This is a genomic window from Microcoleus sp. FACHB-SPT15 (assembly GCF_014849525.1).
In the GTDB taxonomy this organism is placed as follows: Bacteria; Cyanobacteriota; Cyanobacteriia; order Cyanobacteriales; family Coleofasciculaceae; genus Symplocastrum; species Symplocastrum torsivum.
On the sequence record NZ_JACJNU010000012.1, the window covers coordinates 60336 to 80612 of the forward strand.

Here is a 20277-nt window from a genome sequence, read left to right on the forward strand (position 1 = left end):
ATGATTTGAGGACTAGCCTGATGCTGCTTGGCATAGATTTAGGAACAGGTTCTGCTAAGGCATTGCTCCTGGCGACAGACGGAACCGCAATAGGTGAGGCATCAAACTCCTATCCTGTTCATGCACCTCACCCCGGATGGGCTGAGTCTGAGCCAGAGGATTGGTGGTTAGCTGTTGGCGGGGCTGTTAGGAAGGCAGTGGGAAATCACACTGATCAGGTACAGGCGATCGCACTTTCAGGACAAATGCATGGTGTTGTCCTAGCTTCGGAGTCGGGTCAGCCCCTGCGTCCTGCTATCCTTTGGGCAGATACTCGCTCTAGTGCCGAGCTTAGCGCTTATCATTCGCTCGATGCCACTCTTCTAGAGCGCTTGGGCAACCCGATTACGGCGGGAATGGCGGGTTCAACTTTGTTGTGGCTACGAGAACACGAGCCTACTGTCTACACCGAAGCGCGTTGGGCACTCCAGCCAAAAGATTGGCTACGGTTACGGTTGACTGGAGAAGTTGCAACCGAACCATCTGATGCTAGTGGTACTTTGCTTTACGATGTTGTGTCGGACAACTGGGCTGGGGATGCAATCTCAGCGCTGAATCTACGTGGTGATTGGTTACCAAAAATTATCCCCTCTAGTGCGATCGCAGGTTACCTAACAACTGATGCTTCAGAGCATCTTGGCTTAAGAGTTGGCTTACCTGTTATTGCTGGTGCTGCGGATACGGCAGCAGCGGCACTTGGTAACGGACTACTAGAGCCTGGTTTGGTTCAACTAACCATCGGCACAGGCGCTCAAATCATTACACCTCGCTCCCAACCCATTATCGATCCTCAGGGTCGTACACATCTCTATCGAGCTGCTGTACCTAACCAGTGGTACAGCCTTGCAGCAATGCAAAATGCGGGGTTAGCGCTTGAGTGGGTGCGAGGTATCCTCGGCTTGAGCTGGCAGCAAGTCTATACTAAAGCGTTTTCTGTTCCCCCAGGATGTGAAGGGTTGACATTTTTGCCATACCTCACGGGTGAGCGAACTCCACATCTTGACCCTTATGTGCGCGGGGCATGGGTGGGGCTTGGACTTCATCACACACAGGCGCACCTGATGCGGGCGGCTTTAGAGGGAGTTGCTTTTGCCTTGCGACAAGGTTTTGAGGCACTTGAGGCAACAGGTTTTAAAGCGACAGAAGTGCGTTTAGCTGGCGGTGGAACGGCGGAAATGCCTTGGAAACAATTACTGACTGATGTATTAAGAATACCCCTCTATGCAACTACCGTTGCTGCTGCTTCCGCGCGGGGTGCTGCTTTACTGGCGGGTATCGGAATTGGTGTATACGCAGATGCTAATGACACGATCAAACTGGCAGCCACACCAACGCTTGCTGCAACTCCCCAATCAGTAGATTCAGCCCTAGAAGAGGCTTGGATGCGATATCAATCCCTTTATCCACGACTTAAAAAAGCCTGAGGTACTTTTGCCCTCACTTTTTTATTTAGTGCAATCTGCTCAAAGGTGGCATAGAGGTTAACAGCCGCCGCATGGACCCAGGTATCCAACCGTCCAAATACTTGAATCGCTCTGACGGCAACGGCATTCACCTGATCGAATACGGTTGCATCGGCAACAACAGCCACCGCATCACCACCCATCTGAGATGTCAATCCTCTACTCGATAACCCAACTCTGCCAACTGGAGGCGAGATTGCCGCCATTTGGGCTGCACTTTCACATACAGTTCTAGGTAAACCTTACCTGCAATCAGTTTTTGCATTTGTTCACGGGCAGCACTGCCAACGCTTTTGAGCATACTGCCCTTTTTGCCAATTACAATTCCTTTTTGGGAGTCGCGCTCAACGTAAATCGTGGCAAGAATCCGGGTAATTGTCGGTTCCTCCTCAACCACATCAATCGTAATCGCTACTGAGTGGGGGACTTCCTCTCGAGTTAGCAGCAAGATTTGCTCCCGAATTAATTCCCCCATAATGAACCGTTCGGGCTGGTCAGTGACTAAATCAGGAGGATAGTAGTATGGCCCTGGTTCTAGGTGATTGATTAGTAGTTGTTGCAGTGCTTCTAGTCCATCACCGGTGAGGGCAGAGAATTTTGCTATCTGCCAGTTGTTCGGTGCAGCGAGTTGTGCGTAACTAGCATCAATTGCCTCGTAGCTGGGGGGTTGCTCGTCAACTTTATTGATACCTAGAATTACTGGTGTCTGAGTGCGGGAAAGGATGTCAACAATAAAGCGATCGCCTCCTCCCGCATCTACGGAACCATCCACCACAAATAACACCACATCCACCGATTCAATTGCAATCTGGGCATTTTGCACCAACACCTTACCCAGTTGGTGATGCGGCTTATGAATCCCTGGTGTATCGACAAAAATTAGCTGCGCTTCCGGTGTCGTCAGGATACCCCGCAAGCGATTGCGTGTTGTCTGTGCTACAGGAGATGTGATCGCAATTTTTTGTCCCACTAACTCATTCATCAACGTTGATTTACCAACATTGGGGCGTCCAATGATGCCAATAAAGCCGGATTTAAATCCTGCCGGGGATTGGGGAATACTCGACCACTCAGGAACGTTACCTTGGTCGCCTTCTAAAGAAAAATCTGTGTTGTCGTCGTCTTCCATGCTGTGCCCGTCGCTGAGAAATCTCCGATCTGCTTCCTTCAATCTACTGCGTTAGCTCTTATGCCGCACAAACTCTGTTAGTGAATAAACGATACAAGAGATTTGCATTTCCTATCACCACGGTTGCCGATGCTAAGATCGACCCAGCTATAGATATCTAAATTCGGTTGAATATGGTACCTTCGCCTCCTCGCTTCTCTGATATTCAAAATCACTGGGCACGATTATTTATTGAAGGGTTAGCAAGTCGAGGTATCATTAGCGGATTTCCCGATGGTACATTTCGACCGAATCAAGCAATGAGTCGGGCTGAGTTTGCTGCGCTACTACAAAAAGCCTTTACCACATCTAAAAAACGTCCCTACGTGCCTTTCGTCGATGTGCCTGCTAAACATTGGGCAGCCGCCGCGATTCAAAAAGCTTATGAAGCAGGGTTTATATCGGGCTATCCGGGGAATCGCTTCCGTCCCGATGCAAGCATTGCTCGAATCGAAGTGCTAATTTCCTTAACTACTGGCTTAGAAATTACGTCCAACACACCCTCTGAGACAAAAGCGGCATTCCCAGAATTCTATCAAGATGCGGCTCAAATTCCTGTCTATGCGCTGGACAAGCTGGCTGCTGCGACAGATGCCCAAATAGTCGTCAATTACCCAAATGTGAAACTTCTCAAACCACTTGAAGTCGCAAATCGTGCGGATGTGGCAGCGTTTGTTTACCAAGCTTTGGTGTATTTGGGCAGGGTGCCGACAGTCTCTTCTGAATACATTGTTACTGGTCAAAAAACCGTAGCCGTTAGCCATAAACGAGAATTTCGCGGAGTTTGGGTGACAACGGGCTGGAACATTGATTGGCCGTCCAAACGGGGATTGTCTGTCGAACAACAACAAAGCGAACTGATCCAAATTCTCGACCGGATGCAAGGGCTAAACCTGAATGCTTTGGTTTTTCAGGTACGACCGACAGGAGATGCTTTATATGCCTCTGAATTAGAACCTTGGAGTGGTTGGTTAACGGGAACACAAGGCAAGGCACCTGAACCATTTTATGACCCACTAGCGTTTGCGATCGCCCAATGTCATCAGCGCAACATCGAACTTCACGCCTGGTTCAATCCTTACCGTGCGGGAACCTCTTCAGAAAATTCCCCGAAAGTACCCCCTCACATTACCCTGACTCATCCTGAATCTGTCTACACCTACGGTAATGATTTGTGGATGGACCCAGGAGTCAAAGTTATTCAAGACTGGACTTACAACGTCATCCTTGATGTGGTGCGTCGTTACGATGTGGATGGCGTTCACCTGGATGATTATTTCTATCCCTATCCAGTTTCTGGTCAAACATTTCCCGACAACGAAACCTACAGCGCTTATCAAGCTACAGGCGGCAAACTTTCTCTTGCTGACTGGCGACGGAACAATGTCAATCAAATGGTGCAACGCTTAGCCACAGGAATTCACGCCACAAAGCGCCATGTAAAGTTCGGCATTAGTCCCTTTGGCATTTATCGACCTGGACAACCACCGCAGGCGAAAGGCTTAGATCAGTACGAGGCGCTTTACGCTGACCCGAAAAAATGGTTGGGAGAAGGTTGGGTAGATTATATAGCCCCACAACTCTACTGGCGCATTGACCCACCTGCTCAAAGTTATCCCGTTTTGTTGCAATGGTGGACGGATAACAATCCCAAGCGCCGCCACATCTATCCCGGCAATCGGCTGAGTGCGTTAGATGGCAAAGACTGGTCAATTTCGGAGTATGAAAAACAAGTTGAGATTACTCGCAATCTTGCCTCAAAACAATCTCTAGGGAATATCTTCTACAACATGAAGGTATTTAGTGAAAATCGCTTGGGTGTTGTTGATGTATTGAAAGCCTCGACTTATGCCGAACTAGCACTTGCCCCCTCAATGCAGTGGCTAGATGATGTAAAACCAGGATTGCCCACAGATTTAGAGTTGAAAGACGGCAAGCTTAGCTGGAAAGCTGCAACTGGAATTCGTTCTTGGACACTCTATAAGCAGAATGCTGCTACCTGGAAGCTTGTACGAATTCTTGGAGGCACGACAACTTCTGTAGCGGTAGAACCAGGAACCTATGCGCTGTGTGCCGTGGATAATCTTGCGAATGAAAGTGCAGGTGCCGTTGTGTCTGTGAAGTAAAGCAAGACTTAGGGTTGGGGCAAGATTAAGCGATCGCTGACTTTAATCACGGTTTTTCTCAGGTTTGTGCGTTGTGATTAGGGAGTGCTGAGCGATCGCATTAACGAGTTAACTCCTCTGACTTGCGCCTTTCCATAAGTCAATCAGAATCGCTACTCATCTTCTTTGATAAGTATGATTCTTCTTTCCGTAAAGTTTTGCCAAGGTGCTTCTATCCATAGATAGGCATGAGGTCACACCTATTGGCAGATACAGATCTACATAGTTTTTGAAATATTTTGTAATAACACATTCTTTCTAGTGATAGTCTTTGGAAAAATTGATAATAAATGCTCACATCTGGGAATAGTAATTAGTTAGGGAGGGTTTTAAATTATTATTCATTTGCTCTAAACACGAACAGCTCTGTAAAAACTTCATTCTCTACTCCTTCCAATTCACCAATTACCATGTTTTCTCATCGCCCGCTACTCAGTGCAGTGTGGAGGAAATAACTATCCAGTTGAAAAAGGTTAAAAAGCTTATTTTACAAGCAATATTCATAAAAGCCTCCTGCATAAGAGCCTTCTTGCACTCAGTTCCTACCTATAACAACCTCGCAGTTGACGTTTTTTTGGGCTGAGCTATTTAGAACAATCATGGTTACGGTTATGACGTTGATAAGAGGAGTGATCTTGTGTCTCCAAGCCTAAAATTAAGCATCAAACCACCCAGTTCCTCAACAACGCCTTTATCTCAATCAGCTCAGGGATTAATTTTTGTCGTTGCAATGTGGCTGCTCAGCCGGATTGTCATCATCATTGCAATGCAGCTACTTGCTCCTATGTATCCGGGTATTCCTGCTGAACACCCTCTCCCAGTGCCACTGAGTTTTACTCCTGGTTTTGTACCTAAACCGAGTTGGGATCTCTTCACTCATTGGGATGCTGCTTGGTACGAGCAAATCGTTACTCAAGGCTATGACTATGCCGATGATGGAGAAATGCATAACATTGCATTTTTTCCTCTTTTTCCAATACTCGTTCGTAGCGTGATGGCTCTTGGTATCCCCTTTGTCATCGCTGGATTCTTGGTAAATAACTTGGCACTGCTTGGGGCAATGATTCTTCTGTATCGCTGGGCAGATGAGCGTCATGGAGTCAATGCGGCTAGGTGGGCAACGGCGGTTATGGCTTGGTGTCCTTTTTCCTTATTTGGAACAGTAGTCTACACTGAAGGTCTATTTTTGTTGCTCAGCACAGCCGCTTTACGGGCTTTCGAGAAGCAGCAATATGTCAGGGCAGGACTTTGGGGGGCATTGACTACGGCGACTCGCGTGACAGGTGTGGCGCTTATACCGACTTTTTTGCTTGTGGCTTGGAGAGAACGCCGACCTGTTACAGCCTACGTTGCTGGTTTGGCAGTCGGTTTAGGACTACTTGCCTACATGGTTTATTGTGCAATTCATGTCGGTGATCCCTTAGCATTTGTTCATGTACAGAAGGCATGGGGTACGGCTTCTGGTGTCAACTGGAAGGGTTGGTTAAATACCTTCTTGAATATGTTCCAGTTGCGGTTTGGTGCAATCAAAGAAATGACGAAAGTGGTCATGGTCTTTGGTGGCGTATATCTGTTTTGGCACCTACGCAGTCAGCTTAGCCGTGTTGCTGTCATCTACGGTTTTTGTTCACTAACAATTATCATCAACTCCGGAGCCATTATGTCCGTCAACCGCTATGTTTACGGGATTGCGCCAGCATCGTTAGCATTCGGATTGTTGCTTTCCCGTTATCCTCGTTGGGGATACGCCATTATGGGCTTCTTCGGTGTGGTACTCGTCGGCTTTACCGTTCGTTTCTCTTGGTGGCGCTTTATAGCGTAGAGGTCGTACCAAAGATAACAGCGAGTTTTTAGATTGGTCGCTCTTCGTCATTAGTCCAAGTTGAATGGGACTGAGGCTAAGGGCGATCGCTTTTGTGTAAGGATGTCGTTACTCTAGAGGATTTAGGTTAGTTAGCAACTAAAACGTATCCTGTATCAAGGGAGTTCGCACAAATCAGGCTTTCGTTTCCCTGAAACAGTAAGTGATTACCTTTCTTTGTAGTCAAAAATACAGAGTTTGCCTCCAAAGGTGCGTCTTAATAAAAAGTAATATCCCTGGAAGAACGCAGATTGACTGAACCTATTCCTGGATTACTAGACGCAGCGCGACTCCTGTTTGACTTACAGCAAGGTAATGAAATCGCTCAGAGCTTCTCTGGCTGTCTCGATCCAGAGGAAATTGCTCGTCGCGTGACTGATGGTTTGGTCGAAAAATTTGACTGTGCCTTTGCTCGTATCTGGCTGGTAGAACCGGATAAAACTGCCCTCCGATTAGTAGCTTCCTCTGGAATGTACACCCATACAAACGGTGCTTTTGCCAGGGTGCCAATGGGAGCCTTCAAGGTCGGTAAAATTGCTCAGAACCGCGTTTCGTTTCTGAGCAATAATTTGGCAAATGAGTCTTGGGTGAAAGACCGAGACTGGGCACTTACCCACAAAATTTGCGGTTTCGCAGGCTATCCCCTCACTGTCGGAGACAGAGTTATCGGAGTTCTTGCAACCTTTAGTCATCAGGTGATGGCACCGGAATTTCTGGAATTCTTACAGATATTGTGTACAACTGTAACTGTTGCCCTGGAAAATGCCGTTCAACATCAGCAGGAAAAGCAATCCTGGCAGCCTTCAATCCATAAGCTATCTTGGAGCAATCTTTCCCTGTCCGATCACTTAGCGAGTATTTTGAGTTCTGTTCGGTTAACGTTAATTGGAACAGAGCAGCCTCTCACACTACCCCTAAATTATCTATTTCTACAGGCGGCAGAAGTACTGCAAACAATGGGGTGTACCTACTGTCGGCTCATCTACAATACCCAATTCGTTGGGCTGGAAGCGATTATTACTGCTCCTGATCTGGCATTTCAGGCGCAAAGCGACTGGGTTCGCTCTGCCTTTGAACCTTTCTTGTTTACAGTTTCTTGCCTGGGTGGAGTGCTTCAAACTCAGACAGGAGCTAATCATAAAGTCATCCAGTTTTTACTCAAACTTCCCTACCCTAGCTCTACTCTAGGAGCGCGTTTGCGAATTCACTGCCGTTTACCCGTGTTGCAGATGGCATTCACTCATCTGGCTTATTTGGCAGGCTTAACAGTTTGCGATACCACTGATCAGGAGATTCCACTACTTACCGACGAACTTGCCCAGATTCAGACGGCTAAACGAGTTTTGTGGCTCAAACAGGGTGTTTGGGCTTTGCCTAAAGGGGTTAGCGCTAAAGTTGACCTGGCAATTAGTGCAGTGCAGCTACGGGAGGCAGTAGAGGCAGTCTTACGTGGCAAAACTTGGGGTATTGATTCAGATACGGAAAGTCAGCCACTTCTCTCAGAGCGAGAACAGGAAATTATGTCTCTACTAGCACAGGGATTGCGCGATCGCGATATTGCTAACCATCTCATTATTAGCGAGAGTACGGTCAAATTTCACGTCAACAACATCCTCTCCAAACTTAAGGCGCGCACTCGTTACCAGGCACTCCACCAAGTTATTGTCAACGGCTGGATTCAGTAGGCTAACCAGACTACTTAAAGAGTGGAATAATCCAAGCAGCAGTTAGGCTCATCAACACGATAATCTCTAAAACTTTGATGGGAAAAGACCGTTTCCGCCACTCTTTAGTCAAAGTAGGTCGCAAACCATACCACCATTGAAGAATATTTTCTCGCCACAAACCGGGACTATCTTTAGGGCGGAACTGGTAGCTTAATATTGATAAAAGAAGGGGAATTCCCCCTACTTTGGCACTCATTAAAAGATGCAAGGCGATGCAGACAACCATTACCACCCAGGAAATGAGGTGAGCATAATACCAACCATGGTTCAGCTCTCCCTTAGGTAACCACTTTTCATCCATCATCTTGCCAGAGAAAACTGCAAAAGTCAGTGCCAAGATAGCAAGCGTGTTAATTAATCGATGCAGCGTGTACCACCATATTGGTTTACCCAACTGTCCAAGTTTTGCCACAAAATCCTGCTGGATAAGTCTTTTATGTCCACGATGGAAAGCGTATAAAGCAAATAGAGGGAATACAAGTAAGGCATATAGCCCAAACGTGCCATGAATTCCTTCTATTTCCTTTAACTCAGGCAAGGGAATTCTTCCCCATCGTCCGTCGTAGACATCGTATGTCCAGAATGCGGTCAAAATCGCGGCAATGACGAAAAGACCAGTAAAGCCATGCAGAATCCGAAGCAGAAAAGGTTGGTATGGCCCAGAGAGTTTTGCAGGCATGTTCAGAAAGTTACCGAAATCTCCCTACGTCTTTCACTCATTAAATTGTCTCACCCTGCGATCGCCTCATGATTAGTGAGAGTACTGTCAAGTTCCATATGAATAATGTTCTCAAAAAGCTTAAAGCGAAAACTCGTTATCAGGCACTTTATCAAGCGATCGTAAATGACTCGATTCAGTAGTTTAGCTGCCACGGTCAGCAGCGGTAGCTAACCTGGAACACCCAACAGATAACTTCTATGCAGTTGGGTGCAGCGATTTGTTAGGTTGCTGACTGCGCTGTTTGATTGGTTTTGAGATGATCTGTCTTCCACTTTCAGCCTGCCTCTTCCGCAAATCATTACAAATTGCTTGTAAATCGTAGTTAAAAGACTTTGCGTGTTCTTCCCGAATTGTGTAAATCTCTTCGAGAACTTCATCCTTCCACATTTCTACTCTCCCATTAGCTCATAGGGCGTACAAATAGTTGGTAGTTCGTATCCAACATCATTGCTGAGTTGCAGCAGTTTCTTCTGGATTTGAGCATTAGCAATATGCCTACAGTTCCACGTTAACAGATAGTCCAATCCGTAAACTGTAGCCACTGCAATGTGGAGTGCGTCATCAGCCGCTTTAGGCGGAAGACTGCTCTTGCATCAAGCGAGCATCAGGGGTTGGATTTAGTAGTTTAACGATTAAGTAGAGGCTGCTTGAAGCTGTTTTTCAATTGCATCACATGCAACACCAACCCCATTCTCTGCTTGGATAATACGTCCGATTTCTACTGCTTTGGTTGCATAGTTAGGATTCTCTAACAACTCACGTAACTCATGAGCTACCCGTGACGCTAAATACTGCTTACGGGGAATTGTGCGGGAAGTTCCTAATCGTTCGCTTCGTGCTGCATTGTCCGGTTGGTCATGGCTGTAGGGCATAACAAGTGTTGGACAACCACTACGTAATGCTTGAGCCGTTGTACCAATCCCTCCTTGATGCACAATCGCACAAGCATGAGGAAAAATTTGAGAGTATGGCGCATAGCTAACTGCAAGTATGTCTTCTCCAAAATTCTCTGGAGGCCCATTCTTGCCAATCAACAAGACTGCTCGGCGGTTTAATAGCTTTGCCGCTTGAATGCTTTCTTGATAAAAGTTACCGGGAGTCATAACTGCGGCTGAACCAAGGGTGAAAACAATCGGTGGCTCACCTGCACCTAGAAATTGCTGAAGTTCTGGTGTCAGTTCTGCTTCGCCTTGACTGGCATCATAGAATGTGAATCCTGTAACGATGGTGTTTGCAACCCAATCAGGTTGAGGCTTCGCTAGGACGGAAGAGAACATAGCCAGCACAAGGTAAGAGGAATACTTATCGTCAATGAAGGGATTACCAACCAGTGGAGGCAATCCGAGTTCACGTCGCAGTTGGTGAACAGGTTCTGCCCAAGACTTAGCAACTGCTTTTGATAACTTAATAACTCCTCGGTTGACGATAGAACCAAGCCTACGCAACTTGGCTAAAAATGGAAACACAGGGATTACTGATGGGTCATAAGCGGAGAAAAATGAGATGGGCTGTAGGACAGCTAACGCCCACCGAATACCTAATTTTTCCGCAACCAACCGAGCCGCAACGACTCCTTCACCTGCAATGATGAAATCTGCATCTTTCGCACTGTTCATCAAGTCTGTGTAGGTTTCACGTAAACTCGCGCAAACCCAATTTCGGGTGACGTATTCTGTACCCTTCTGCAAGTCCATCATCCGCGCCATCTCTTGAGGATCGTTGAGAGCCGTGTTGTCAGGGCGCATCCGATGAAACTCAAATTCCAAGGCTTCAATTTTGCCTTGATATTCTTTATGCGTTGCAAAAACTACATTGTGACCACGTTTCCGTAATTCAAGCGCGATCGCAATTTTGGGATGCAAATCGCCCAAGGAACCAATTGTGGTTAAAACAATTCGGCTCACTATCTCGCCTCTGAGTCTGCGTCACTTGCATAGACATGATTGCTTGATTTTAAACCTTATCAATCGCTCCACCAAGTGTTCTCACATTGCAAGTAGTTTCATGGGTTAACTTGAGCTGAAAGAGAACGCCCTACCTTAAAAATCCATATCCTATCGATTTAGATAGTGATTGATGGCTGCTTGGCAGAGTATTAAACAGCGCGATCGCTAATCCCTAGTCTTATTGTTAGACTTAAACCTTTCGTATTCACAGATACAAAAGACCCTCTCTACTACCACTTAATCTTGCAAACATTCAAGCAAGCAAGTAAGCAAGAAGGGAGCCAATGAAAAACCACTATTCCGTCATCATTGTAGGAGGTGGTCAAGCGGGTCTGTCCATGAGCTATTGCTTAAAGGAGAGAGGTTTTGACCATATTGTTTTTGAAAAAAATAGGATTGGACATTCATGGCGCTCTAAACGTTGGGATTCCTTTTGTTTAGTGACACCCAATTGGCAATGCAAGCTTCCTGGATATCACTACCCAGGCGGTGACCCTAACGGTTTTATGCAAAAGGATGAAATCGTTAAATATATCGAACACTACGCTAAATCATTTGACCCTCCCGTAAAGGAAGGCGTTGAAGTATCAAAAGTTCGGAAGAGCCGTTCTCAGGATGTCTTTGAATTAACGACTTCTATTGGAGACTATACAGCCGATCAAGTCGTAATTGCTGCGGGAAGCTACCACATCCCCAAGATACCAAAAATCGCTGAACGGCTTCCCGAACATATTGTGCAAATTCATTCATCTGAATACAAAAACCCGCAGTCGTTACCTGACAAGAGCGTATTAGTTGTAGGAACCGGACAATCCGGTTGTCAGATTGCTGAGGATTTACACCTTGCAGGTAAACAAGTCTATTTATGTGTAGGAAGTGCCCCGCGATCGCCGCGCAGATATCGTGGGAAAGATGTTGTCGATTGGTTAGATCAAATGGGGTACTACGATTTGTCAATCGACGAACATCCCCAGAAAGAGAAAGCTAGAACCAATACTAATCACTATGTTACGGGTCGCGATGGTGGGCGCGAGATCGATCTGCGACAATTTTCTCTAGAGGGTATGCAACTGTATGGAAGGTTGAAGACTATTAGCAGTAGTCATCTCGAATTTTGGGACGACCTGAAGCAAAATTTGGATCGAGCGGATGTGGTTGCTAATAACATCAAGAAAAGCATTGATGCATTCATTGAAAAAAATCAAATAGACGCACCAACAGAACCGCCATACAAACCTGTTTGGGAGCCAGAGGAAGCAGTGCTAAAGCTTGATTATGAAAAGGCGAATATAGGCGCTGTTGTTTGGTCTACTGGGTATCAGCCCGATTTTAGTTGGATTGAGGTTCCGGTGTTTGATGGCAAGGGTTATCCCGGTCACGATCGCGGTGTAACAGGTGTACAAGGATTGTACTTCTTAGGACTCCCGTGGTTGTATACGTGGGGTTCAGGACGGTTTTCGGGAATTGCACGAGATGCTACTTACTTGGCTGATTACATTACGGCGAGGAAGAAAGTATCGTATTCAAACGCTTGGAGCATCGTCAATGAATATTTGCTTGGCTCGTAATAAGAGGTTCAGATCCCCGACTTCTTAAAGAAGTCGGGGATCTAGTAGGATTCACTACCTATCGATTTAGATAGGTGTTCGATGGCAGTTGGAGAGAGTTTTAGGTATTGCGATCGCTCCCCCTAGTCTTATTGTTAGACCTAAAAGTTTCGTAGTGAAAGATACAAATCGCTTTATCTGCCAACACTTAATCTGGCAGCACAACATAAGTTTGCTAAGTGTTCATCCTTAATCAGCTAGGTGATTTAAGGATTTTAGTAGCTACAAATCAGTCCTAAACCCACCATTAAACGTTCCAATTTTTAACGAATATCAAGGAGAAAATCATGCCTGAAGTAACCACTCCCGCTCATAAAGCTGGTGATTTCTTTGTCGATTATGAAGAGAAAGTTTTCCCGGATGTCAAAGCAGAACCCGGTGAGAAAGCGCTTGTTACATTTCACACCGTTGCGTTTGAAGGGTCAATTGGTCTAGTGAATTTATTGCAAGCAACTCGCTTGCTCCGTAAGGGATTTGAAACTTCGGTTCTGCTGTACGGACCAGGGATAACGCTGGGTATTCAACGAGGCTTTCCCAAAATTGGTGATGAGCCATTCCCCGGTCAGCAAAACTTTAACAACCAGATTAGCAAGTTTATTGCTGAGGGTGGCAAAGTCTATGCTTGTCGCTTTTCTATGCAAGCACTTTATGGTCACGGCGAGCCTTCTCTCATCCCCGGCATCCGCCCAATCAACCCTCTTGATGTGCTGGATTTGATGCTAATGCACCGTAAAGAAGGTGCCTTCATTCTGGATACTTGGACGGTGTAAGAGTTGGTAGGGGGTAGGTGTTAGATGGTAGATTTACAGGCTTTATCAGGAGCAGAATCTACCCAAAATCCTAATCTTTCCCAGCCAGTACTGTAGCTTCTTCCCTAAAACCTATTCCCTGCTACCTACCCCCTAAAACCTACCTCCTACCACCTAATGATGGATTACTCACGTACAGTCCGAGCGGCAGCAGTACAAATCAGCCCGGTTTTGTTCAGTCGAGATGGAACGACTGAGAAGGTGTTGCAAGCGATCGCCTCATCTGCCAAAGAAGGTGCCGAGCTAGTCGTTTTTCCTGAAACCTTCATCCCCTACTATCCCTACTTTTCCTTTGTGCAGCCTCCCGTATTGATGGGCAAGGAACATATGCGGCTTTACGAAGAAGCCGTAACCGTTCCTGGGCCAGTGTCCGATGCTGTGAGTAGAGCGGCTCGTTCTTATGGGATTGTGGTGGTGTTGGGGGTGAATGAGCGAGATAATGGTTCGCTCTACAATACCCAACTCATCTTTGACGCTGATGGTACCTTGCTATTGAAGCGACGCAAGATTACGCCAACCTATCACGAGCGAATGGTTTGGGGGCAGGGAGACGGTTCGGGTTTAAAGGTGTTAGATACGGCAGTCGGCAAGTTGGGAGCATTGGCGTGTTGGGAGCATTACAACCCTTTGGCTCGATTTGCCTTAATGGCGCAGCACGAACAGATTCACTGTGCTCAATTCCCTGGTTCGCTGGTTGGACAGATTTTTACTGACCAGATTGAGGTAACTATCCGCCATCATGCACTCGAATCCGGCTGTTTTGTGGTGAATGCGACGGGTTGGCTGTCTCCAGAACAGGTTGGACAAATTACCTCTGATGAAAAATTGCAGCGAGTGTTGAGTGGTGGCTGCAATACGGCAATTATTGGGCCTGAAGGAAATCACCTGTGTACGCCGATTACAGAAGGTGAGGGAATCGCGATCGCAGATTTGGATTTCTCGTTGATTACCAAACGCAAGCGAATGATGGATTCTGTTGGTCACTATTCTCGCCCCGATTTATTGCAATTGCGGGTCAACTTAGATGCCCAAAACGTGATGGAAGTAGCAGATGGCATTCAGGCAACGGATGAAACAATTGACCCATACCTACAACCTACTCCCTACTCCCTACCACCTACTTCCTAATGGAAACAAAACCCCCCTTACCGCCATTTACCCTTGAAACAGCTCTCATCAAAGTTCAAGCAGCAGAAGATGCGTGGAACACTCGCGATCCACAGAAAGTTGCCTTAGCCTACACAGAGGATTCTCAGTGGCGAAATCGAGCTGAATTTTTTAGTGGACGTGAAGCAATCAGAGCTTTTCTGCAACGTAAGTGGGCTAAAGAGTTAGATTATCGCCTCAAAAAAGAACTTTGGAGCTTCACCGACAACCGCATCTCTGTGCGCTTTGAGTATGAATGGCACGATGATTCTGGCTACTGGTATCGCGCTTATGGCAATGAACAATGGGAGTTTGCCGAGAACGGTTTGATGCAAAGGCGAGAAGCCAGCATTAACGATGTTCCCATTCAAGAGTCTGAAAGAAAGTTTCGATGGGAGCGTAAACCCGCTTTATGAACAAGCAACAGTTAATCGTAGAGCTTCAAACTCATGGACTGAAGCTAGTTGAGCATGAAATTGGAGCAGCAGGACGAAAAGGTGGGGCAGGCCCCTCTGATCACAAAGCTGTAACCGTCGATGGCACAACGGTAATGGTGCCGATTTACAACAGCCCAGCCGCTCAGTCACCTTACACGGCGGCGATTGACAAAACAACCAACCAGATGATACTGCAATTGGATCGAGAAGCGATTGGCTCCACCACGCCAAAGGCGATCGCACCGATTCAGTTTCCCCATCAACCCAAGTTCTACAGCCTAACTACGGCTGACGGCATTTCTTACAGTCAAATTGCTTTGTTGCACAGTCGAGACGTTTTAGCGACAACCGTTCTGCAAACCTGTATGCGTTATAGCGATACAGCAAACTCTTGCCAGTTTTGCGCCATTGGACAATCGCTGGCAGCAGGTAGAACCATTGCCCGGAAAACCCCTGCTCAACTGGCTGAAGTCGCAGAAGCCGCCGTGCGACTGGATAGGGTTAAGCAAATGGTGATGACAACTGGAACACCAAACACAAGCGATCGCGGTGCCGCTTACCTCACCGAATGTGCAAAAGCGATTAAAGCCAGAGTAGACATTCCCATTCAAGCGCAGTGCGAACCGCCTGATGATTTCATCTGGTTCGATCGCATGAAAGCGGCAGGGATTGACAGTTTAGGAATGCATCTAGAAGCGGCTGACCCCCAAGTTCGGGCAAAAATTATGCCGGGTAAAGCAACAGTGCCTGTGGAGTATTACTTTGAGGCGTTTGCAGCAGCAGTCAAGGTCTTCGGTTGGGGACAGGTGAATACCTATTTACTAGCGGGCTTAGGGGATAGTTTAGAGACTTTGTTAGATGTTTGCGATCGCCTGATTCAAATCGGCGTTTATCCCTTCGTTGTACCCTTTGTTCCCATCACAGGAACCCCACTAGCCAATCATCCTGCTCCTAAGAGCGAGTTTATGTTTACCCTCTATGAGCAAGTGGGTGCCATGTTAAAGCAGGCAGGAATGTCATCGGAGGAAATCAAAGCAGGTTGCGCCAAATGTGGTGCTTGCTCTGCTCTTTCCAACTTTGAAACGTAAACCCAAGATCCCTGACTTCTTTAAGAAGTCGGGGATCTGAACAGCCCAAGTTTTTAACTCAATTCGCCATTTCAATGAAGACTTACCAATTCAAACTGGCAACACATTCTCAGGAAATTGCTGCTTACTTTGCGCTTCGTCGCTCCATCTTTGCTGAAGAACAACAACTATTTCAGGGAGATGATGTTGATGAAATTGACAAAATTGCATATCCCATTGTGGCGATTTCCCAAAGGGAAGGCTCCGCGATCGCAACTGACATCAATAAAGTAGTCGGAGTTGTGCGAATCTATGAAGTTGAACCAGGCATCTGGTATGGTGGCAGATTGGGCACGCACCCGGACTATCGCAGAGGCTGGCAAATCGGCAAAGGCTTGATTTACAAAGCGGTCACTACAGCAAATACTTGGGGTTGCAAACAGTTTTTAGCAACGGTGCAATTACAAAATGTGCGCTTTTTCCAACGACTTCACTGGGAGACGATGGAGGAGATCGTAATTTGCGATCGCCCTCATCACCTGATGGAAGCTGACCTCAATTACTATCCCCCTGGAACTGAATCCCGTCCTGTTCTCCCCCTTCAGGCAAGAGAGGCATCCTGATGCTATCCGAGTTAGCAGCGCACTTACGACAATCCCTCGGTATCTTACAAAAGCGAGACATCCAAACCGCAGCACAGGCGCTAGGGCAGAGCGTGGGGTTTAACTCCTCGAATAAAATCCTCTTAGGAGATGACTGTGCGGCGATTCCAGACTTAGATGGTTACCTACTTCTGGCAGCCGAGGGAGTCTGGCCGTTGCTAGTGGAAACCGAACCTTGGTTTGCAGGCTGGTGTGCGGTACTGGTCAATATCTGCGATATCTATGCAATGGGAGGTCGTCCCATTGCCCTGGCTGATACGCTTTGGACTCAGTCCATCAGCGCTAGCAAACCTCTTTGGGACGGGATGAAGGCAGCCGCCCAAACCTACAACGTGCCTATCGTCGGTGGACACACCAACTGTCATAGTCCCTATAATGCTTTGTCTGTCGCTATCCTAGGACGAGCAAAGCGCCTGATTGCTAGCTTCAATGCCCAACCCGGTGATTTGCTACTCGTCGCCACAGACTTCCGGGGCAAACCCCATCCCAAGCATCCGTTCTGGGATGCTGCGACAGCAGCCGATCCACTCCAACTCCGTGAAGACTTAGAACTGTTACCACGACTTGCTGAAGCGGGTCTGTGTGATGCTGGAAAGGATATCAGCATGGGCGGCATTATTGGAACGCTGCTAATGTTGCTGGAAACCTCTGGCTGTGGAGCAATCTTGGATTTGGACAGAGTACCTTGTCCAGATGGTCTACCCTTGGAACGCTGGTTACTCTGCTTTCCCAGCTACGGTTTTCTCTTAAGTGTTCGCCCTGAGAGAGTGGCAACTGTTCAATCCAAATTTCGCCACCGAGACTTAGTCTGTGAGGTTGTCGGGGAGGTTCAACCAACTGATCAACTCATTCTCAAATCTCACGAGGAATCTGTCGTGTTCTGGGATTTATCTCAGCAACGCTTGACTGGGTTCGCAAGGGAGAAGGTGAAACGATGATTGAGAGTATCAAAGCAGTGCCTTGCGTTCCACAACCAACCAAACTCCGCATTGCACTACTTACCTATTCCACCAAACCCAGAGGTAGTGTTATTCATACCCTGGAACTTGCTGAGGCATTGCATTCACTCGGTCATCACGTTTGTGTCTATGCACTGGATAAAGACGGTAAGGGCTTTGATCGCGATTTATCCTGCGAGTACCAAGCTATCGCTGCCCAACCCGCTCCTACAGACATTGATGCTTTAATCAGGCAACGCATTCAAGAATTTGTTGATTATTTAAGCCAGTCTGAACAAACCTATGACTATTACCACGCTCAGGATTGTATTAGTGCCAATGCTTTAGCCATCCTGCGGCAACGTCAGCAAATTCCCTATTTTATTCGTACAGTTCATCATATCGAAGACTTCAGCAGTCCCTATCTCCAGCAGTGTCAAGACCGCTCGATCCGTGAGCCTGACTTATGTTTGTGCGTTAGCGATCGCTGGCAAGCCGAACTTCAGCAACACTACCAAATTCATGCCCCACGGGTGATTAATGGGGTCAATACCCAACGATTTTCACAGATTCTTGATGGTTCTGAATCCATACTCAAGCAGCGATTAGGATTGGACGGTTCACCCATTTACCTAAGCGTAGGCGGGATTGAACCTCGGAAAAACTCTATCAAGTTATTACAGGCATTCGCTGAGGTACTAGCAGACTACCCCCAAGCGCAGTTAGCGATCGCAGGTGGAGCAACCCTATTTGACTATCAGCCCTATCGGGATGAGTTTTTTGCTCTGGCACAGCGTTTAGGAGTGCCAATCGGCAAATCTCTCATTTTACCTGGGGTAATTGCAGAGGCGGAACTATCTGCTCTCTATCGAATAGCTGATGCTTTTGTGTTCCCTTCTGTCAAGGAGGGTTGGGGACTCGTGGTGCTGGAAGCGATCGCATCGGGTATCCCAATCATTACCTCTAACCAATCTCCATTTACCGAATTTCTCTTAGAAACTCAGGCACTTCTGGTTAACCCCGACTCGCCAAATGCGATCGCTCAAGCGATGCGCTCAATTATCCAGCCCGAACTTGCTCATTCCCTGGTGCAGCAGAGTCAATCCATCCTATCTCGCTATACCTGGGAAGCCTCTGCCGAACTGCACCTACACCACTACCAACAACGTCTCACTTACTCCCAATCCTTGAACAACTATGCCTGAAATTCGCTTCCAAATTCAGTGGCCTGATGGTTCCAAAGAAACCTGCTATTCCCCTTCTCTGATTGTCAAAGACTACTTCACGCCTGAGAGTGAGTATGCGATTGAAGACTTTGTGGAGCGATCGCGTACATCACTCAAGATTGCGAGCGATCGCGTCCTTGCCAAATATGGGATGCCGTGTTCATTAGCCTTAGGGCAACTTCAACGTATTGAAGCGACAGCAAACCAATACAGCCATTTTCCTCAACCAAAAGTTCGATTCATCCAATTTCTTGAGTGAAACTGAAACCTTGCCCTACATCATCACCATTAAGCTTATTGAGTTCAGCTCCACTCAGCGCAGCTAAGACAGAGCGCGTTAGGCTAAACTCCAGTAACAACTAACGACTTCTCAAAATTCCATCTTCTAAATAAGCCACTCGGTCAGCTACATCGATAATACGGGGATCATGTGTCACCATCAACACAGTACAGCCCCCTTCTTTTGCCAGATGCCGCAGTAATTCAATCACAGTGTGCCCACTGTGAGAGTCTAGGGCAGCCGTTGGCTCATCTGCCATGATTAGCCGTGGATTACCTGCTAGAGCGCGTGCGATCGCAACTCGCTGTTTCTGTCCTCCAGATAAGTCACCAGGCTTTTGATTCGCTTTTAGACCTAAACCCACCTGTTCTAGCAGAGCATGTGCTTGATATCGTGCGACTTTGCCCCGAATACCTTTGATGTTCAGCACCGCTTCAATGTTCTCCGCTGCTGTCAGGGCTGGAAATAGGTTGAAATCTTGGAAAATAAAGCCGATGTTCTGCCGCCTAAACCGTGCTAGCTTGGTTCGAGACATTTTCGTAATCTCTTCTCCAAGTAGATAAACTTTTCCAGTAGTGGGTGTTAGTAGTCCCGCTAAGATTGACAACAGGGTAGTTTTCCCTGACCCAGATGGCCCCATTAGGAGTTGGATGTCGCCGCTTCTAATTTCCAAGTCAATGCCTTGAAGAACTTGAAAGCGTTGTTGACCTGACTGAAATGCCATCTCTACCCCTTTGGCAAGGATGGATCGCGTTTCAGTATCAGTTAAACCTATGGAGGTAGAATCACCCAGGTTTCGTCTCTTAGTAAACACCATCAAGTTAATTTACAACAGCACTTCTTTTCGAGTGTCAGTAACTACGATTTGAAAGTCAAGAAGGCATGTGCCGCTGTAGTAAATTGTCCATTAGTATCGCACTACTTTCAGTCTACCTATCTACATAAATTAAAAAGCTTGCCGAGTATCAGTGTCTGTCTAAGTTGTGCTACTTGCGTAATCTAGGTGTAGCGTGAT

The 20277-nt window shown here is 46.9% G+C and carries 20 protein-coding genes and 1 pseudogene; 14 read left to right on the forward strand and 7 right to left on the reverse strand.

Translation table 11 applies throughout. The features are described 5' to 3' along the window. Window positions 1-20: 20 nt before the first annotated feature. Entirely contained in the window at window positions 21-1463 is a 1443-nt protein-coding gene (xylB, locus tag H6F98_RS04885) for a xylulokinase (RefSeq protein WP_192217547.1), read from the forward strand. Here xylB and H6F98_RS04890 read toward each other — a convergent pair. Both H6F98_RS04890 and era read right to left on the reverse strand, forming a co-directional pair. After that, complete coding sequence (locus tag H6F98_RS04890) at window positions 1439-1657, reverse strand: hypothetical protein (protein WP_199348295.1); 219 nt, start codon at window positions 1655-1657, stop codon at window positions 1439-1441. The two genes, xylB and H6F98_RS04890, sit on opposite strands and share 25 nt — an antisense overlap. Then, the gene (era, locus tag H6F98_RS04895; RefSeq protein ID WP_192217548.1) at window positions 1654-2631 is read right to left on the reverse strand and encodes a GTPase Era; all 978 of its coding nucleotides are present in this window, start codon (window positions 2629-2631) and stop codon (window positions 1654-1656) included. Before era ends, H6F98_RS04890 begins: the two co-directional genes overlap by 4 nt. Window positions 2632-2804: 173 nt before the next feature. Between era and H6F98_RS04900 the strand changes: the two genes are divergently transcribed. The 3 genes from H6F98_RS04900 (at window position 2805) to H6F98_RS04910 (ending at window position 8381) form a co-directional block, all read left to right on the forward strand. Beyond that, entirely contained in the window at window positions 2805-4796 is a 1992-nt protein-coding gene (locus H6F98_RS04900; RefSeq protein ID WP_192217549.1) for a family 10 glycosylhydrolase, read from the forward strand. Window positions 4797-5472: 676 nt separating this feature from the next. Then, window positions 5473-6657, forward strand: a complete 1185-nt coding sequence (locus tag H6F98_RS04905) for a mannosyltransferase family protein (protein WP_313929796.1) — start codon at window positions 5473-5475, stop codon at window positions 6655-6657. A gap of 290 nt (window positions 6658-6947) precedes the next feature. Further along, window positions 6948-8381 carry a GAF domain-containing protein gene (locus H6F98_RS04910; RefSeq protein WP_199348296.1) on the forward strand — a complete coding sequence of 478 codons (1434 nt, stop codon included), beginning with the start codon at window positions 6948-6950 and terminating at the stop codon, window positions 8379-8381. A gap of 10 nt (window positions 8382-8391) precedes the next feature. Here the strand turns inward: H6F98_RS04910 and H6F98_RS04915 are convergent, their stop codons facing one another. Beyond that, window positions 8392-9102: a cytochrome b/b6 domain-containing protein gene (locus H6F98_RS04915; RefSeq protein ID WP_192217550.1), complete on the reverse strand. Its 711-nt coding sequence runs from the start codon at window positions 9100-9102 to the stop codon at window positions 8392-8394. A 98-nt stretch (window positions 9103-9200) separates the two neighbouring features. Here H6F98_RS04915 and H6F98_RS34570 point away from each other — a divergent pair, with 98 nt between their 5' ends. Continuing rightward, entirely contained in the window at window positions 9201-9284 is an 84-nt protein-coding gene (locus tag H6F98_RS34570) for a hypothetical protein (protein ID WP_396810632.1), read from the forward strand. A gap of 55 nt (window positions 9285-9339) precedes the next feature. On the opposite strand, the gene H6F98_RS33310 is transcribed toward H6F98_RS34570, so the two are convergent. The 3 genes and pseudogenes from H6F98_RS33310 to H6F98_RS34375 all read right to left on the reverse strand — a co-directional run bounded on the left by H6F98_RS33310 (window position 9340) and on the right by H6F98_RS34375 (window position 11048). After that, window positions 9340-9531, reverse strand: coding sequence for a hypothetical protein (locus H6F98_RS33310; protein ID WP_242058361.1), 192 nt, complete (start codon window positions 9529-9531; stop codon window positions 9340-9342). Between the two features lie 2 nt (window positions 9532-9533). Further along, window positions 9534-9734: pseudogene (locus tag H6F98_RS04925) on the reverse strand (DNA-binding protein); the annotation flags it as partial. 42 nt (window positions 9735-9776) lie between these two features. Next, the gene (locus tag H6F98_RS34375) at window positions 9777-11048 is read right to left on the reverse strand and encodes a glycosyltransferase (RefSeq protein WP_192217553.1); all 1272 of its coding nucleotides are present in this window, start codon (window positions 11046-11048) and stop codon (window positions 9777-9779) included. 326 nt (window positions 11049-11374) lie between these two features. Here H6F98_RS34375 and H6F98_RS04935 point away from each other — a divergent pair, with 326 nt between their 5' ends. The 9 genes from H6F98_RS04935 (at window position 11375) to H6F98_RS04975 (ending at window position 19241) form a co-directional block, all read left to right on the forward strand. Then, entirely contained in the window at window positions 11375-12658 is a 1284-nt protein-coding gene (locus H6F98_RS04935; RefSeq protein WP_192217554.1) for an MSMEG_0569 family flavin-dependent oxidoreductase, read from the forward strand. A gap of 326 nt (window positions 12659-12984) precedes the next feature. Further along, window positions 12985-13467, forward strand: coding sequence for an MSMEG_0572/Sll0783 family nitrogen starvation response protein (locus tag H6F98_RS04940; protein WP_192217555.1), 483 nt, complete (start codon window positions 12985-12987; stop codon window positions 13465-13467). Between the two features lie 156 nt (window positions 13468-13623). Next, window positions 13624-14634: a Nit6803 family nitrilase gene (locus H6F98_RS04945; RefSeq protein WP_199348297.1), complete on the forward strand. Its 1011-nt coding sequence runs from the start codon at window positions 13624-13626 to the stop codon at window positions 14632-14634. Continuing rightward, window positions 14634-15068, forward strand: coding sequence for a nuclear transport factor 2 family protein (locus tag H6F98_RS04950; protein ID WP_192217556.1), 435 nt, complete (start codon window positions 14634-14636; stop codon window positions 15066-15068). The genes H6F98_RS04945 and H6F98_RS04950 overlap by 1 nt, the downstream gene beginning before the upstream one ends. After that, window positions 15065-16177: an MSMEG_0568 family radical SAM protein gene (locus H6F98_RS04955; RefSeq protein ID WP_192217557.1), complete on the forward strand. Its 1113-nt coding sequence runs from the start codon at window positions 15065-15067 to the stop codon at window positions 16175-16177. The genes H6F98_RS04950 and H6F98_RS04955 overlap by 4 nt, the downstream gene beginning before the upstream one ends. 74 nt (window positions 16178-16251) lie before the next feature. Further along, entirely contained in the window at window positions 16252-16779 is a 528-nt protein-coding gene (locus tag H6F98_RS04960) for an MSMEG_0567/Sll0786 family nitrogen starvation N-acetyltransferase (RefSeq protein ID WP_192217558.1), read from the forward strand. Further along, window positions 16779-17756 carry a sll0787 family AIR synthase-like protein gene (locus H6F98_RS04965; protein ID WP_192217559.1) on the forward strand — a complete coding sequence of 326 codons (978 nt, stop codon included), beginning with the start codon at window positions 16779-16781 and terminating at the stop codon, window positions 17754-17756. The genes H6F98_RS04960 and H6F98_RS04965 overlap by 1 nt, the downstream gene beginning before the upstream one ends. Further along, on the forward strand, window positions 17753-18961 hold the full coding sequence (locus tag H6F98_RS04970; protein ID WP_192217560.1) for an MSMEG_0565 family glycosyltransferase: 1209 nt from the start codon (window positions 17753-17755) through the stop codon (window positions 18959-18961). Before H6F98_RS04965 ends, H6F98_RS04970 begins: the two co-directional genes overlap by 4 nt. After that, window positions 18954-19241: an MSMEG_0570 family nitrogen starvation response protein gene (locus H6F98_RS04975; protein ID WP_192217561.1), complete on the forward strand. Its 288-nt coding sequence runs from the start codon at window positions 18954-18956 to the stop codon at window positions 19239-19241. The genes H6F98_RS04970 and H6F98_RS04975 overlap by 8 nt, the downstream gene beginning before the upstream one ends. Window positions 19242-19341: 100 nt before the next feature. On the opposite strand, the gene H6F98_RS04980 is transcribed toward H6F98_RS04975, so the two are convergent. Then, the gene (locus tag H6F98_RS04980; protein WP_242058375.1) at window positions 19342-19986 is read right to left on the reverse strand and encodes an ABC transporter ATP-binding protein; all 645 of its coding nucleotides are present in this window, start codon (window positions 19984-19986) and stop codon (window positions 19342-19344) included. Window positions 19987-20277 lie beyond the last annotated feature (291 nt).

Coding starts and splice junctions, on each gene's coding strand:
- xylB (WP_192217547.1), top strand. CDS start 21: ATGCTGCTTGGCATAGATTTAGGAACAGGTTCTGCTAAGGCATTGCTC.
- era (WP_192217548.1), bottom strand. CDS start 2,631: ATGGAAGACGACGACAACACAGATTTTTCTTTAGAAGGCGACCAAGGT.
- H6F98_RS04900 (WP_192217549.1), top strand. CDS start 2,805: ATGGTACCTTCGCCTCCTCGCTTCTCTGATATTCAAAATCACTGGGCA.
- H6F98_RS04915 (WP_192217550.1), bottom strand. CDS start 9,102: ATGCCTGCAAAACTCTCTGGGCCATACCAACCTTTTCTGCTTCGGATT.
- H6F98_RS34570 (WP_396810632.1), top strand. CDS start 9,201: ATGAATAATGTTCTCAAAAAGCTTAAAGCGAAAACTCGTTATCAGGCA.
- H6F98_RS33310 (WP_242058361.1), bottom strand. CDS start 9,531: ATGTGGAAGGATGAAGTTCTCGAAGAGATTTACACAATTCGGGAAGAA.
- H6F98_RS04935 (WP_192217554.1), top strand. CDS start 11,375: ATGAAAAACCACTATTCCGTCATCATTGTAGGAGGTGGTCAAGCGGGT.
- H6F98_RS04940 (WP_192217555.1), top strand. CDS start 12,985: ATGCCTGAAGTAACCACTCCCGCTCATAAAGCTGGTGATTTCTTTGTC.
- H6F98_RS04945 (WP_199348297.1), top strand. CDS start 13,624: ATGATGGATTACTCACGTACAGTCCGAGCGGCAGCAGTACAAATCAGC.
- H6F98_RS04950 (WP_192217556.1), top strand. CDS start 14,634: ATGGAAACAAAACCCCCCTTACCGCCATTTACCCTTGAAACAGCTCTC.
- H6F98_RS04955 (WP_192217557.1), top strand. CDS start 15,065: ATGAACAAGCAACAGTTAATCGTAGAGCTTCAAACTCATGGACTGAAG.
- H6F98_RS04960 (WP_192217558.1), top strand. CDS start 16,252: ATGAAGACTTACCAATTCAAACTGGCAACACATTCTCAGGAAATTGCT.
- H6F98_RS04965 (WP_192217559.1), top strand. CDS start 16,779: ATGCTATCCGAGTTAGCAGCGCACTTACGACAATCCCTCGGTATCTTA.
- H6F98_RS04970 (WP_192217560.1), top strand. CDS start 17,753: ATGATTGAGAGTATCAAAGCAGTGCCTTGCGTTCCACAACCAACCAAA.
- H6F98_RS04975 (WP_192217561.1), top strand. CDS start 18,954: ATGCCTGAAATTCGCTTCCAAATTCAGTGGCCTGATGGTTCCAAAGAA.
- H6F98_RS04980 (WP_242058375.1), bottom strand. CDS start 19,986: ATGGCATTTCAGTCAGGTCAACAACGCTTTCAAGTTCTTCAAGGCATT.